General features: G+C 65.5%; 11 protein-coding genes. 10 read left to right on the plus strand and 1 reads right to left on the minus strand.

Annotation, left to right across the window (positions count from 1 at the left end):
* Nucleotides 1-38: 38 nt before the first annotated feature.
* Nucleotides 39-1,103 (minus strand): tRNA epoxyqueuosine(34) reductase QueG, encoded by a 1,065-nt coding sequence (gene queG, locus ECTHA_RS0110130; RefSeq protein WP_025280785.1) that lies wholly within the window; start codon nucleotides 1,101-1,103, stop codon nucleotides 39-41.
* A 125-nt stretch (nucleotides 1,104-1,228) separates the two neighbouring features.
* On the opposite strand from queG, the gene ECTHA_RS0110135 reads away from it, so the two are divergent.
* The 10 genes from ECTHA_RS0110135 to ECTHA_RS0110180 all read left to right on the plus strand — a co-directional run bounded on the left by ECTHA_RS0110135 (nucleotide 1,229) and on the right by ECTHA_RS0110180 (nucleotide 11,619).
* A complete protein-coding gene (locus ECTHA_RS0110135) occupies nucleotides 1,229-2,731 on the plus strand; it encodes a bifunctional ADP-dependent NAD(P)H-hydrate dehydratase/NAD(P)H-hydrate epimerase (protein ID WP_029762256.1) in 1,503 nt (500 codons plus the stop codon).
* A complete protein-coding gene (gene tsaE, locus ECTHA_RS0110140) occupies nucleotides 2,728-3,210 on the plus strand; it encodes a tRNA (adenosine(37)-N6)-threonylcarbamoyltransferase complex ATPase subunit type 1 TsaE (protein ID WP_128571848.1) in 483 nt (160 codons plus the stop codon). The genes ECTHA_RS0110135 and tsaE overlap by 4 nt, the downstream gene beginning before the upstream one ends.
* Nucleotides 3,211-3,278: 68 nt before the next feature.
* Nucleotides 3,279-4,652 carry an N-acetylmuramoyl-L-alanine amidase gene (locus ECTHA_RS0110145; RefSeq protein ID WP_084306919.1) on the plus strand — a complete coding sequence of 458 codons (1,374 nt, stop codon included), beginning with the start codon at nucleotides 3,279-3,281 and terminating at the stop codon, nucleotides 4,650-4,652.
* A gap of 7 nt (nucleotides 4,653-4,659) precedes the next feature.
* Nucleotides 4,660-6,597 carry a DNA mismatch repair endonuclease MutL gene (mutL, locus tag ECTHA_RS0110150; protein WP_025280789.1) on the plus strand — a complete coding sequence of 646 codons (1,938 nt, stop codon included), beginning with the start codon at nucleotides 4,660-4,662 and terminating at the stop codon, nucleotides 6,595-6,597.
* 45 nt (nucleotides 6,598-6,642) lie between these two features.
* The gene (gene miaA / locus ECTHA_RS17945) at nucleotides 6,643-7,554 is read left to right on the plus strand and encodes a tRNA (adenosine(37)-N6)-dimethylallyltransferase MiaA (RefSeq protein WP_025280790.1); all 912 of its coding nucleotides are present in this window, start codon (nucleotides 6,643-6,645) and stop codon (nucleotides 7,552-7,554) included.
* Between the two features lie 103 nt (nucleotides 7,555-7,657).
* Nucleotides 7,658-7,906 carry an RNA chaperone Hfq gene (hfq, locus tag ECTHA_RS0110160; protein WP_025280791.1) on the plus strand — a complete coding sequence of 83 codons (249 nt, stop codon included), beginning with the start codon at nucleotides 7,658-7,660 and terminating at the stop codon, nucleotides 7,904-7,906.
* A 66-nt stretch (nucleotides 7,907-7,972) separates the two neighbouring features.
* Nucleotides 7,973-9,256: a ribosome rescue GTPase HflX gene (gene hflX, locus ECTHA_RS0110165; RefSeq protein WP_025280792.1), complete on the plus strand. Its 1,284-nt coding sequence runs from the start codon at nucleotides 7,973-7,975 to the stop codon at nucleotides 9,254-9,256.
* Between the two features lie 90 nt (nucleotides 9,257-9,346).
* A complete protein-coding gene (hflK, locus tag ECTHA_RS0110170; protein ID WP_025280793.1) occupies nucleotides 9,347-10,525 on the plus strand; it encodes an FtsH protease activity modulator HflK in 1,179 nt (392 codons plus the stop codon).
* The gene (gene hflC / locus ECTHA_RS0110175; protein WP_025280794.1) at nucleotides 10,525-11,403 is read left to right on the plus strand and encodes a protease modulator HflC; all 879 of its coding nucleotides are present in this window, start codon (nucleotides 10,525-10,527) and stop codon (nucleotides 11,401-11,403) included. The genes hflK and hflC overlap by 1 nt, the downstream gene beginning before the upstream one ends.
* A gap of 27 nt (nucleotides 11,404-11,430) precedes the next feature.
* Nucleotides 11,431-11,619 carry a DUF2065 domain-containing protein gene (locus ECTHA_RS0110180; protein ID WP_025280795.1) on the plus strand — a complete coding sequence of 63 codons (189 nt, stop codon included), beginning with the start codon at nucleotides 11,431-11,433 and terminating at the stop codon, nucleotides 11,617-11,619.
* Nucleotides 11,620-11,623 lie beyond the last annotated feature (4 nt).

An 11,623-nucleotide genomic window follows, 5' to 3' on the forward strand; every position in this document is an offset into this window, starting at 1 on the left:
GAGAAGGGCCGGGGATGGGGGACGGCGGGCACCACGCCTCACTTCGCCTGCCGCTCCAGCCCCCACGCCACATGCTCCCGCACCAGTTCCGAGGGATGCCCCGCCCGGGCCTCCAGGGCGGCCACCACCTCCCCGGAAGGTCCGGCATTCCCCAGGGCCACGGCCAGGTTGCGCAGCCAGCGCTCATGGCCGATGCGGCGGATCGCGGAGCCTTCGGTGCGCTTGAGGAATGTGGCCTCATCCCAGGCGAATAGATCCACCAGTGAGACATCATCCAGCCCGTGGCGAGCCTCGAAGTCCGGTTCCACCCCCAGCGCGGCGCGGCGGTTCCACGGGCAGACCAGCTGGCAGTCATCGCAACCATAGATGCGGTTGCCCAGGAGTGGTCGCAGGGGCTCGGGGATCGACCCGGAGTGCTCGATGGTCAGGTAGGAGATGCACAGCCGCGCATCCAGTTCAAAGGGCGCCACGATGGCGCCGGTGGGGCAGGCGTCCATGCAGGCGCGGCAGCGACCACAGTGCTCGGATCCCGGCGGGTCCACCGGTAGCGGCAGGTCGGTATAGAGTTCCCCCAAAAAGAACCAGGAGCCCGCCTCGCGACTGAGCAGGTTGGTGTGTTTGCCAATCCATCCCAGGCCGGCCTTCTCGGCCAGGGCCTTCTCCAGCACCGGGGCACTGTCCACGAAGGCGCGGTAACCAAAGGGGCCGATGGCCTCTTCGATGCGTGTGGCCAGGGTCTGCAGACGCCGGCGCATCAGCTTGTGATAATCCCGCCCCAGGGCATAGCGGGTGATGAAGGCCGCCTCGGGTTGTTCCAGCACCTCCCAGGCATCCCGGGCCCTGGCCGGCAGGTACTGCATCCGTACCGAGATGATTCGCAGGGTGCCCGGCACCAGTTCCGCAGGGCGCGAACGCAGGGTACCGTGGCGCTGCATGTAGTCCATGGTGCCGTGACGACCGCGTTCGAGCCAGTTGATCAGATGCGTTTCGTGTTCACCCAGAGCCGTGTCACTGATGCCCACGGCATCGAAGCCCAGTGCCTGGCCCCAGTTCCTGATCTGATTGGCGAGGCTCTGGGGAGAAATGTGAGGGGGCAGGGGCATGGCGCAGGCCGGGCGAAACGACTGTACGCACAGGATACGCCATGAGAGAACCCGCGATACAGTTGGTTTGCGGCGTGGCGCTCGCCGGCCCTACCATTGAGCCCGTGCCCACGAGAGTCATCCCGATGCTTCCCATAGCCTTGTACACCGCCGAACAGGTGCGCGACATGGACCGCTGCGCCATCCAGGATCATGGCATTGCCGGTTATACCCTGATGGAGCGCGCTGGTGCCGCCAGCCTGTCGGTGCTGCGTGCGCAATGGCCAGCGGCCCATGTGATCACCGTGGTCTGCGGCCCCGGCAACAACGGAGGGGATGGCTATGTGGTGGCCCGCCTGGCCCAGGAGGCGGGGCTGGGAGTGCGCGTGGTGGCGGCCACGGATCCCAAGGCCCTTAAAGGCGATGCCGCGCGGGCCTGGCAGGACTGGCAGGCCTGTGGCACTCCCCTTGCGGCAGATGCGGCGGGAGCCTTGCGGGGAACCGATGTGATTGTGGATGCCTTGCTGGGTACGGGGCTGGGGCGACCCGTGGAGGGGGGCATGGCGGAGCTGATCGAGGCCATGAATGCCTCCGCAGTCCCGGTGCTGGCCCTGGATATCCCCTCGGGCCTGAACGCGGACACCGGTGCGGTGATGGGCTGTGCCGTCGAGGCGCAGGCCACCGTGACCTTCATCGGATTGAAGCAGGGCCTGTTCACCGGTTCAGGCCCCGAGCAATGCGGACGCATTCATTACAGTGACCTGGATGTGCCCGCCGCCGTGCACCAGTCCCAGGTTCCCGGCGCCTGGCGCCGGGATGAGGGCACCCTGAGATGCCTGGGCCCGCGTCGCCGTGGTGCCCACAAGGGGCACTTCGGTCACGTGCTGTTGGTGGGCGGCGATGCGGGCATGCCGGGCGCGGTGCGCCTGGCGGCCGAAGCGGCGGCGCGGGTTGGGGCGGGGCTGGTGAGCGTGGCCACCCATCCGGCCCACGCGGCCCTGATTCCCATGGCGCGCCCGGAACTCATGTGCCATGGCATCGAGAATGTCCCGGACCTGGATGCCCTCCTGGACAGGGCTTCGGTGGTGGCCGTGGGCCCGGGTCTGGGGCAGGGGGTCTGGGGGCGCGCCCTGTGGCAACGGGTATCGCAATGGGGCGGTCCCTTGGTGGTGGACGCCGATGCCCTGAACCTGCTGGCGGCCGGACCGCTGCGCAGGGATGACTGGGTGCTGACGCCCCACCCAGGGGAGGCGGGCCGACTTCTTGGCCTGGACAGCGCCCGGATACAGGGCGATCGTCCCGCCGCCGCCGCCTTGCTGGGCCAGCGCTACGGGGGCACCTGTGTAGTCAAGGGTGCCGGTACCCTGGTCCACGGGCCAGCCGGCCTGCAGATCTGTGATGCGGGCAACCCGGGCATGGCCAGTGGCGGGATGGGCGACGTGCTGACCGGGGTCATCGCCGGTCTGGTGGCCCAGGCACTCCCTGAGGCGGGCATGTCTCAAGGCGGGGCCCTGTCCCATCTGGAAGCTGCGGCCACCCTGGGCGTGTGTGTCCATGCCGCCGCAGCGGATCGGGCTGCCGTGGCGGGCGAACGGGGCCTGCTGGCGACAGATCTTCTGGATGCTCTTCGATTCACGGTGAACCCATGATGCAGGAACTACCCGATGAACATGCTACCCGGGCCTTCGGTGCCCGCCTGGCCGCCACCTGCCCGCTGCGGGGGCTGGTCTTTCTCCAGGGGGATCTGGGGGCCGGCAAGACCACCCTGGTGCGTGCCTTCCTGCGGGCCCTGGGGCATGTCGGCCCGGTGAAGAGCCCCACTTACACCCTGGTGGAACCTTATGAGATCGGCGGGCGTCGTATCCTGCATTTCGATCTGTATCGTCTGGCCGATCCGGAAGAACTGGAGTACCTGGGGGTGCGGGAGGACATGGACGACGCCACCCTCAATCTGGTGGAGTGGCCCAGCCAGGGAGATGGTTGGCTGCCTGTCCCGGATCTGGTGCTGAGCCTGTCGGCCAGCGGCGAGGGTCGGCGCCTTGAACTGTCGTCCGGTACCGATGCCGGCAGGGAATGGGTGGCACGCATCCTGGAGAATCCACCCGAAAATGAACGCTTATCTGGCTAATATTGCAGATCTTTCGGGCTTGCAATCGGCCCTGTTTCAGCCACACTATAGTGTGGAAGTGTTTCCTCATGGGGGTCAGGGTTGTGACCGGTTCGATCAATCAGGCCAGACGGCGGCGGTTCTTGCAGTGCCTTTTGTACGCCTCGGGTGCGACCATCGCCGGTGGGTGGTGGCCGGCCGCCGTGCTGGCCAGCAGCCAGACGCGTGTCCAGGCCCTGCGCACTTCCATGGATGGCGAAGTCACGCGGCTGGTGTTTGACCTCTCGGGGCCGGTGGACCATGCCCTGTTCACCTTGAGCGACCCGGATCGGGTGGTCATCGACCTGCGTCAGGCCCGTCTGACCGGGGAGTTGCGTTTGCGGGACGAGGCCAAGGGCCCCCTGGAGGGCTTGCGTCATGCCACCCGCAATGACGAGGATCTGCGTGTGGTGCTGGATCTGAGCCGCCCTGCCAACCCCCGCAGTTTTCTGCTCCGCCCCACCGATGACAGCGGTCATCGCCTGGTGATCGACCTGCAACAGGAGGGAGCGGGCACGCCCGATGCCTCTCCAGCTGTGGGCGAGGAGAGGCCACGGTCCCGGGAAGTGATCGTGGCGATCGATGCCGGTCACGGGGGCAAGGATCCCGGCGCCATCGGTCCGGGAGGCACCTACGAGAAGGACGTGGTGCTGGCCATCGCCAAGCGGCTTGAAAAGCTGGTGGAAAAAGAGCCGGGTATGAAGCCGGTGATGATCCGCACCGGTGACTATTTCCTGCCCCTGCGGGAGCGTATTCGCCGCGCCCGCCAGAATCATGCCGACGTGTTCATTTCCATCCACGCGGATGCGGCGCCGGATTCCCGGGCCCAGGGTTCCTCCGTGTACATGCTCTCCGAACGAGGCGCCACCAGTGAGGCGGCCCGCTGGCTGGCTCAGCGGGAGAACGAGGCCGACAGCCGGCTGGGTGCCGTGCCCATCAGCGACAAGGACGACGTTCTGGCTTCGGTGCTGCTGGATCTCTCCCAGACCGCCACCCTGGAGGCCAGCAATACCCTGGCGGACTCCCTCATCGGTGAGATGCATCGGGTAGGCAAGGTGCGTCGTGCCCGCGTGGAACGGGCCGGTTTTGCCGTCCTGCGCTCCCCGGATGTGCCCTCCGTGCTGGTGGAGGCGGCCTTCATCTCCAACCCCCAGGAGGAACGCAAGCTCAAGACGGCGGCGTTCCAGCAGTCCATGGCCGAGGCCCTGCTGGGTGGCTTGAGGGATTATTTTTCCAGCCACGCGCCGCCCGGGACGATCCTGGCGGAGAACCGCCGTGGCCGCCATGTGATCCAGAGCGGCGAGACCCTGTCGGCCATTGCCAGTCGTTACCAGGTGTCGCTGACGCAGCTGCGCCGCCATAACAACCTGAACAGTGATGTGATCCGCGTCGGGCAGGTGCTGGAGATCCCGCGAGGGGGCTGAAGGGATCATGCCCATCCATGAACTCCCCCCGCAACTGATCAATCAGATCGCCGCCGGTGAGGTGGTGGAGCGTCCGGCGTCCGTGGTCAAGGAATTGCTGGAGAACAGTCTCGATGCCGGAGCGCGGCGCATTCAGTTGGACGTGGAGCAGGGTGGGGCGCGGCGTATCCGGGTGCGGGATGATGGCTGCGGTATCCCCCGGGACCAATTGTGCCTGGCCCTGTCACGCCACGCCACCAGCAAGATCGCCAGCCTGGATGACCTGGAACGGGTGGGCAGCCTGGGCTTCCGGGGCGAGGCGCTGCCCAGCATCGCCTCGGTATCGCGACTGACCCTCACTTCCGCCGTGGCGGGCGAGGACAGCGGCTGGGCCCTGCAGGGGGATGGAGGCGACCGCTTCGAGGCCCCCGAGCCAGCACCCCATCCGGTGGGTACCACCATCGATGTGCGGGAGTTGTTCTTCAATGTTCCGGCCCGGCGCAAGTTCCTGCGCACCGAACGCACCGAATACGGCCACCTGGAAGAGGTGGTTCGCCGACTGGCCCTGTCCCGCTTCGACGTGGGGTTTGATCTCAACCACAATCGCAAGTCCACCCTGCGCCTGCCTGCGGCCGAGGATGCCGCGACCCGGGATCGCCGTGTGGGGCAGATCTGCGGTGAGGCCTTCCTGGAACAGGCGGCCTTCATGGAACAGGAGGGGGCAGGGCTGCGTCTGTGGGGCTGGATGGGGTTGCCCACCTTTTCCCGCAGTCAGGCCGATCTGCAGTATTTCTACGTGAACGGCCGCATGGTGCGGGATCGGCTGGTCACCCATGCGGTGCGCCAGGCCTATCAGGATGTCCTTTACCACGGTCGGCATCCGGCCTATGTGCTGTTTCTGGAGCTGGACCCGGCCCTGGTGGATGTGAATGCCCACCCGGCCAAGCATGAGGTGCGGTTTCGCGAGTCCCGCCTGGTGCACGACTTTCTCTTTCGCAGCCTGCATCGGGCCCTGGGGGAATTGCGACCCGGTGCATCGTCGGCACCCACCGGGTCCGCCGCGGAAGCGGAAGCAGTTTTATCCACCGGGGCATCGGGCGTCGACCAGGCCGGACAAGCGGGCCAGGCCCAGGTGCCCGGGGCCCATGGCCTCGACGAGACACTGGCCCCTGCCGGGTCTCGGGCGGATCACGCCCGGCCCTCTGGGGCGGCGCCCGCCTGGGCGGGGCGGCAGGCTCGCCTGCCGCTGAATGTGGCCGAGTCCATGGAGGCCTACCGCCGCCTGCATCCGGATGGGCCGGTCGTCGACCCCGCCATGAACGCCGCAACCGGGGCAGAAACGGACGACACGGCCACCGGCACGGAGAAATCCCCCGCCGATGAGCCACCCATGGGCTTCGCCCTGGCCCAGCTCCACGGGGTGTACATCCTGGCCCGCAATCGTGACGGTCTGGTGTTGGTGGACATGCATGCCGCCCATGAGCGCATCACCTACGAGCGCCTGAAAAAGGCCTATTGGGGTGAGGGGGTCAGGTCCCAGCCACTTTTGATACCCGAAACCCTTCAGGTGAGTCGTGCCGAGGCGGACCTGGCCGAGGCCCATCAGGAGGCGTTTGACAGCCTGGGGCTGGAGATCGACCGCAGTGGGCCGGAGCAGTTACGTCTGCGGGCGATCCCCAGCCTGCTGGTGGGTGGGGATGCCGCCTCCCTGGTTCGGGATGTGATTGCTGATCTGCACGCCCACGGCCAGTCATCGCGGGTGGAGGAACACATCAATGCCCTGCTGGGTACCATGGCCTGTCATGGGTCGGTGCGCGCCAACCGCACGCTCACCCTGCCGGAGATGAATGCCCTGCTGCGGGACATGGAGGCCACCGAACGCAGCGGACAGTGCAATCATGGCCGCCCCACCTGGGTGGCCCTGTCCATGGGCGAACTGGATCGTCTGTTCATGCGGGGTCGATAGGTGACAGGGACACTGTCTCCCGCCGCACCGCCGGCGATCTTTCTCATGGGCCCCACCGCCACCGGGAAGACGGAGCTGGCGGTGGAGTGGGCGCAACGCCTGCCCTGCGAGATCATCAGCGTGGACTCGGCCATGATCTACCGTGGCATGAGCGTGGGCACGGCCAAGCCCTCGCCGGACACCCTGCGGACAGCACCGCATCACCTGGTGGATATCCTGGACCCGTCCGAGACCTATTCCGCGGCGCGCTTTCGCGAGGATGCCCTGACGCTCATGGCGGATATCACCGCCCGTGGGCGAGTGCCCCTGCTGGTGGGGGGCACCATGCTGTATTTCCGGGCCCTGGATTTCGGCCTGGATACCCTGCCCGATGCCGATCCAGTGGTGCGTGCCCGCATTGATGCCCTGGCTGCCGACGCGGGTTGGGAGGGTGTGCATCTGGCCCTGGCCCGGGTGGATCCGGTTTCGGCGGCACGCATCCACCCCAATGACCCGCAGCGACTGCAGCGCGCCCTGGAGGTGTTCGAACTCACCGGGCGGCCCCTGTCCTCGTTTCATGCCCAGCCGCGGGCCTCGCAGCTCCCCTATGATGTCCTGCGCCTGGCGCTCATGCCCGCGGATCGCACCCAGTTGCGGGAACGTATCGCCCGGCGCTTTCATGCCATGCTGGAGGCCGGCTTCATGGATGAAGTGCGTGCCCTCAAGGCCCGCGGTGACCTGAACCCGCAGATGCCATCCATACGGGCCGTGGGCTACCGCCAGGCATGGGCCTGTCTGGAGGGTGAACTGGATGACGAGGCCATGGTCTCAAAGGCGATCACTGCCACCCGTCAACTGGCCAAGCGGCAGATGACCTGGCTGCGAAGTTACCCCCAGACCCGTCAGTACGATCCTGAGACGCTGGACCATGAGGGGATCTTTCAGACAGTGGCCGCGCATGTGAACGACCCACGATAACCGTGGGGAGGCGTGTGCTAGAATCAGGGCTCCGACGCTTCGTCGGGCCGACGGCCCGATTGTCGGAACAACAACAAAAGATGACCCAACCCGGGAGCAAGCCATGTCAAAAGGGCAGACATTACAAGAACCCTTTCTCAACACCCTGCGCAAGGAGCGCATTCCGGTGTCCATCTACCTGGTGAATGGCATCAAGCTGCAGGGTCAGATCGATTCCTTCGATCAATTCGTGGTGCTCCTCAAGAACAGTGTGAGCCAGATGGTCTACAAGCATGCCATCTCCACCATCGTGCCATCCCGACCGGTCAAGATGGCCATGGCCGATGATGCCGAACAGGACAGCCCGTCCTGATCACGTTCCGACGGTCTCCTGTGGTGGCCGTTGCCTCCTTTATTGTACTGAGGTTTCAGCGACATCTTGTTTGAAAGACCCCGCAGCGGCGAGCGCGCCGTACTGGTGCACCTGAATCTGCCCACCCAGGATGATGACGAGGACTGCCAGGAGTTCATGGAACTGGTGCGCTCCGCCGGCGCCGAGCCCGTCGGCCTGATCACCGGGAGTCGCAAGTCACCGGATCCGCGCTACTTTGTGGGCAGCGGCAAGGCAGAGGAGGTTCGCGACCTGGTGAAGAGCGAAGAGGCCGAGGTGGCCATCTTCGATCACCCGCTCTCCCCAAGCCAGGAACGAAACCTGGAAAAACTCCTGCAATGCCGCGTGCTGGATCGTGCCGGGCTGATCCTGGATATCTTCGCCCAGCGTGCGCGCTCCCACGAGGGCAAACTGCAGGTGGAACTGGCACAGTTGCGCCATATGTCCACACGGCTGGTGCGGGGCTGGACTCACCTGGAACGCCAGAAAGGCGGGATCGGCCTGCGCGGTCCCGGTGAGACCCAGCTCGAGACCGACCGGCGCCTGCTGGGTGTGCGCATCAAGCAGATCACCCGTCGTCTGGAGAAAGTGGAGCAGCAGCGGGAGCAGGGCAGACGCTCGCGACTGAGGGCCGAGGTGCCCACCATCTCCCTGGTGGGGTACACCAATGCGGGCAAGTCCACCCTGTTCAACCGGCTTACCCAGGCGGGGGTCTATGCTGCGGATCAGCTCTTCGCCACCCTGGACCCAACCCTGCGGCGTGTGGAGCTTCCCTCGCAACAGGCCATGATCCTCGCCGATACGGTGGGTTTCGTGCGGCAACTTCCCCATGATCTGGTGGCGGCCTTTCGGGCCACCCTGACCGAGACCCGGGAAGCCTCGTTGCTGCTGCATGTGGTGGATGCCCACGACGCCCAGCGGGATGTGTACATGGAACAGGTGAATCAGGTGCTCGAAGAGATTGGCGCTCGCGAAGTGCCGCAGATCCTGGTGTTCAACAAGATCGACCTCATTCCTGGCGCAACCCCGCGCATCGAGCCGGCCGACCATGGAGAGCCCGCCCGGGTGTGGCTATCGGCCCAGACCGGCGCAGGGGTGGATGCCTTGCTGGAGATGCTGGCCGATCACTATGCCGAGTCCATCGTGGGCGGCTGGCTTGAACTGCCGCCCACGGCGGGTCGCGAACGGGCCGGGTTGTTCGAGATGGATGCGGTGGAGCAGGAAGAGGTCACCGAAAGCGGCGGCTGGCGGCTGCGGATCCGTCTGCCGCAGCGCCGCCTGGATGAACTTTTTCGGGATGCAGGGTTCACACCGAAACTGTCACAAGACTAGAATGGGCCGCTTGCGTGGCTGGCCGGGGTAGGGACGCCAGGGCCACTCAACCTTTCAGACGAATGATCGCGTTTTCGACGGAGTCAGCACATGCCCTGGAATGAACCAGGAAACAACGGCAAGGATCCCTGGGGCGGCGGTGGTAACCGCGGCGGCGGGAATCAGGGCCCTCCGGATCTCGATGAGGTCCTCAAGAAACTCTCTTCCAAATTCAACGCCCTGTTCGGCGGTGGTAGTGGCGGGGAAGGCGGCGGCGGTGGCGGTCTGGGCAAGCATGCCTCGGCCGGGATCAGCCTTGCTGTCATCCTGGCCCTGGTCATCTGGCTGGCTTCGGGCTTTTTCATCGTGAGTGAAGGGGAGCGCGGCGTGGTGCTGCGCTTTGGTTCCTTCACCTCCGTGGCCACCCCGGGCCCCAACTGGCATCTGCCCTATCCCATCGAACGGGTGGAAATCGTGGATGTGGATAACATCCGTTCCATCCAGCACCGCGCCCTGATGCTCACCGGCGATGAGAACATCATCGACGTGGACATCGCCGTGCAATACCGGGTGATGGATCCGGTGGACTTCCTCTTCAACGTGCGTAACCCGGACTCCACCGCCCGCCAGGTGATGGAATCGGCCATCCGCGAGCGGATTGGCAAGAACCGCCTGGATTTCATCCTGGGTGAGGGGCGCGCGGAAGTGGCCACCTCCGCGCGAGTGGTGATCCAGGATGCCCTGGATTCCTACGGCACCGGCATTGCGGTCACGGCTGTCAGCATGCAGCAGGCTCAGCCGCCTGAGCCGGTGCAGGAGGCCTTCGCAGATGCCATCCGTGCCCGTGAGGACGAGGTGCGTTTCCGTAACGAGGCGGAGGCCTACGCCAACACCATCCTGCCTCAGGCGCGTGGTGAGGCTGCCCGACTGACCGAGCAGGCCGAGGCCTATCGGGAACAGGTGATCGCTCAGTCCGAGGGTGATGCGTCACGCTTCACCCAGTTGCTGGCCGAATACCAGAATGCCCCGGAGGTGACCCGCGAACGTCTGTTCATCGAGACCACCGAGGTGGTGCTGGGCTCCACGGGCAAGGTCTTTCTTGATGTGAGCAGCAGCAACAATCTGATGATGCTGCCCCTGGACAAGATCCTGCGGGGTGAGATGTCCGCCGGACAGGCGGAAGGGGGTTCCCGCTCGGGCGCGTCCAGCTTGTCTACCCGACCGACGACGCCGTTGCCAAGCCTTGGCCAGCGGTCTGGTCCTGATCCCCGTTCACGGGAGGTGCGTTGATGTTTAGGATCGCAGCGATTGTCTTAGCCGTTGCGGCCGTGATTGTGGCCCTGTCCACCTTTACCGTGGATGAACGAGAGCGGGTCATCGTCTTCAGCCTGGGTGAAATCAAGCGTGTGGACCCGGAGCCGGGGCTGCATTTGAAGTTTCCCATCGTCAACAACGTGCGCAAGTTCGATGCCCGTGTACTGACCCTGGATATCCCCCCGGACCGTTTTCTGACCAGTGAGGCCAAGAACGTCATCGTCGACTTCTATGCCAAATGGCGCATCGATGACGTGGGTCAGTTCTTCCGGGCCACCCGGGGGGACGAGCGCAATGCGCAGGAACGCATGACCCAGATCCTCCGGGACGGCATGCGTAACGAGTTTGCCAAGTACACACTGGAAGAAGTGGTCTCCGGTGAGCGCATCACCATCATGGGTGCCGTGCGTCAGCAGGCGCTGGATACTGCAGCGGAGCTGGGTGTGGTGCTGGTGGATGTGCGCATCCGGCGCATGGACCTCCCTGACGAGGTGAGCGAATCCGTGTTTGCCCGCATGCGAGCCGAGCGTGAACGTATCGCCCAGGACTTCCGTGCCCGCGGCCGTGAAGAGGGCGAGCGCATCCGGGCTCGTGCCGACCGTGATCGCACGGTGATCATCGCCAACGCCTATCGGGATGCGGAACGCATCCGGGGTGAGGGTGATGCCGGTGCCGCGGCCACCTTTGCGGAGGCCTATGAGCAGGATGAGGAGTTCTTCGCCTTCTACCGGAGCCTGCTGGCCTACCGCAACACCATGGCGGGCCCGGAGAATGTCTTCGTGCTGGAGCCGGACTCCCAGTTCTTCCGTTACTTCCGGGATCCCTTGGGGAACCAGGCGCGAGCTGGGGATTAATCACGACCCGATCTGACTCGACCTCCCATGTGGTCTGATCTGCTGGCGGCCCTCGCATTGCTGATGGTGATCGAGGGCCTGCTTCCGTTTATCAACCCCGCCGGGCTGCGCCGCACCCTGCTTGAGGTGGCGCAGCTGCCCGATTCGGTGCTGCGCGGCGTGGGTCTCGCCAGTCTGGTACTGGGGGCCTTGTTGCTTTGGTGGGTGCGTGGCTGAACGT

The organism is Ectothiorhodospira haloalkaliphila ATCC 51935, assembly GCF_000633935.1.
Lineage (GTDB): Bacteria > Pseudomonadota > Gammaproteobacteria > Ectothiorhodospirales > Ectothiorhodospiraceae > Ectothiorhodospira > Ectothiorhodospira haloalkaliphila.

Coding starts and splice junctions, on each gene's coding strand:
- queG (WP_025280785.1), bottom strand. CDS start 1,103: ATGCCCCTGCCCCCTCACATTTCTCCCCAGAGCCTCGCCAATCAGATC.
- ECTHA_RS0110135 (WP_029762256.1), top strand. CDS start 1,229: ATGCTTCCCATAGCCTTGTACACCGCCGAACAGGTGCGCGACATGGAC.
- tsaE (WP_128571848.1), top strand. CDS start 2,728: ATGATGCAGGAACTACCCGATGAACATGCTACCCGGGCCTTCGGTGCC.
- ECTHA_RS0110145 (WP_084306919.1), top strand. CDS start 3,279: ATGGGGGTCAGGGTTGTGACCGGTTCGATCAATCAGGCCAGACGGCGG.
- mutL (WP_025280789.1), top strand. CDS start 4,660: ATGCCCATCCATGAACTCCCCCCGCAACTGATCAATCAGATCGCCGCC.
- miaA (WP_025280790.1), top strand. CDS start 6,643: ATGGGCCCCACCGCCACCGGGAAGACGGAGCTGGCGGTGGAGTGGGCG.
- hfq (WP_025280791.1), top strand. CDS start 7,658: ATGTCAAAAGGGCAGACATTACAAGAACCCTTTCTCAACACCCTGCGC.
- hflK (WP_025280793.1), top strand. CDS start 9,347: ATGCCCTGGAATGAACCAGGAAACAACGGCAAGGATCCCTGGGGCGGC.
- hflC (WP_025280794.1), top strand. CDS start 10,525: ATGTTTAGGATCGCAGCGATTGTCTTAGCCGTTGCGGCCGTGATTGTG.
- ECTHA_RS0110180 (WP_025280795.1), top strand. CDS start 11,431: ATGTGGTCTGATCTGCTGGCGGCCCTCGCATTGCTGATGGTGATCGAG.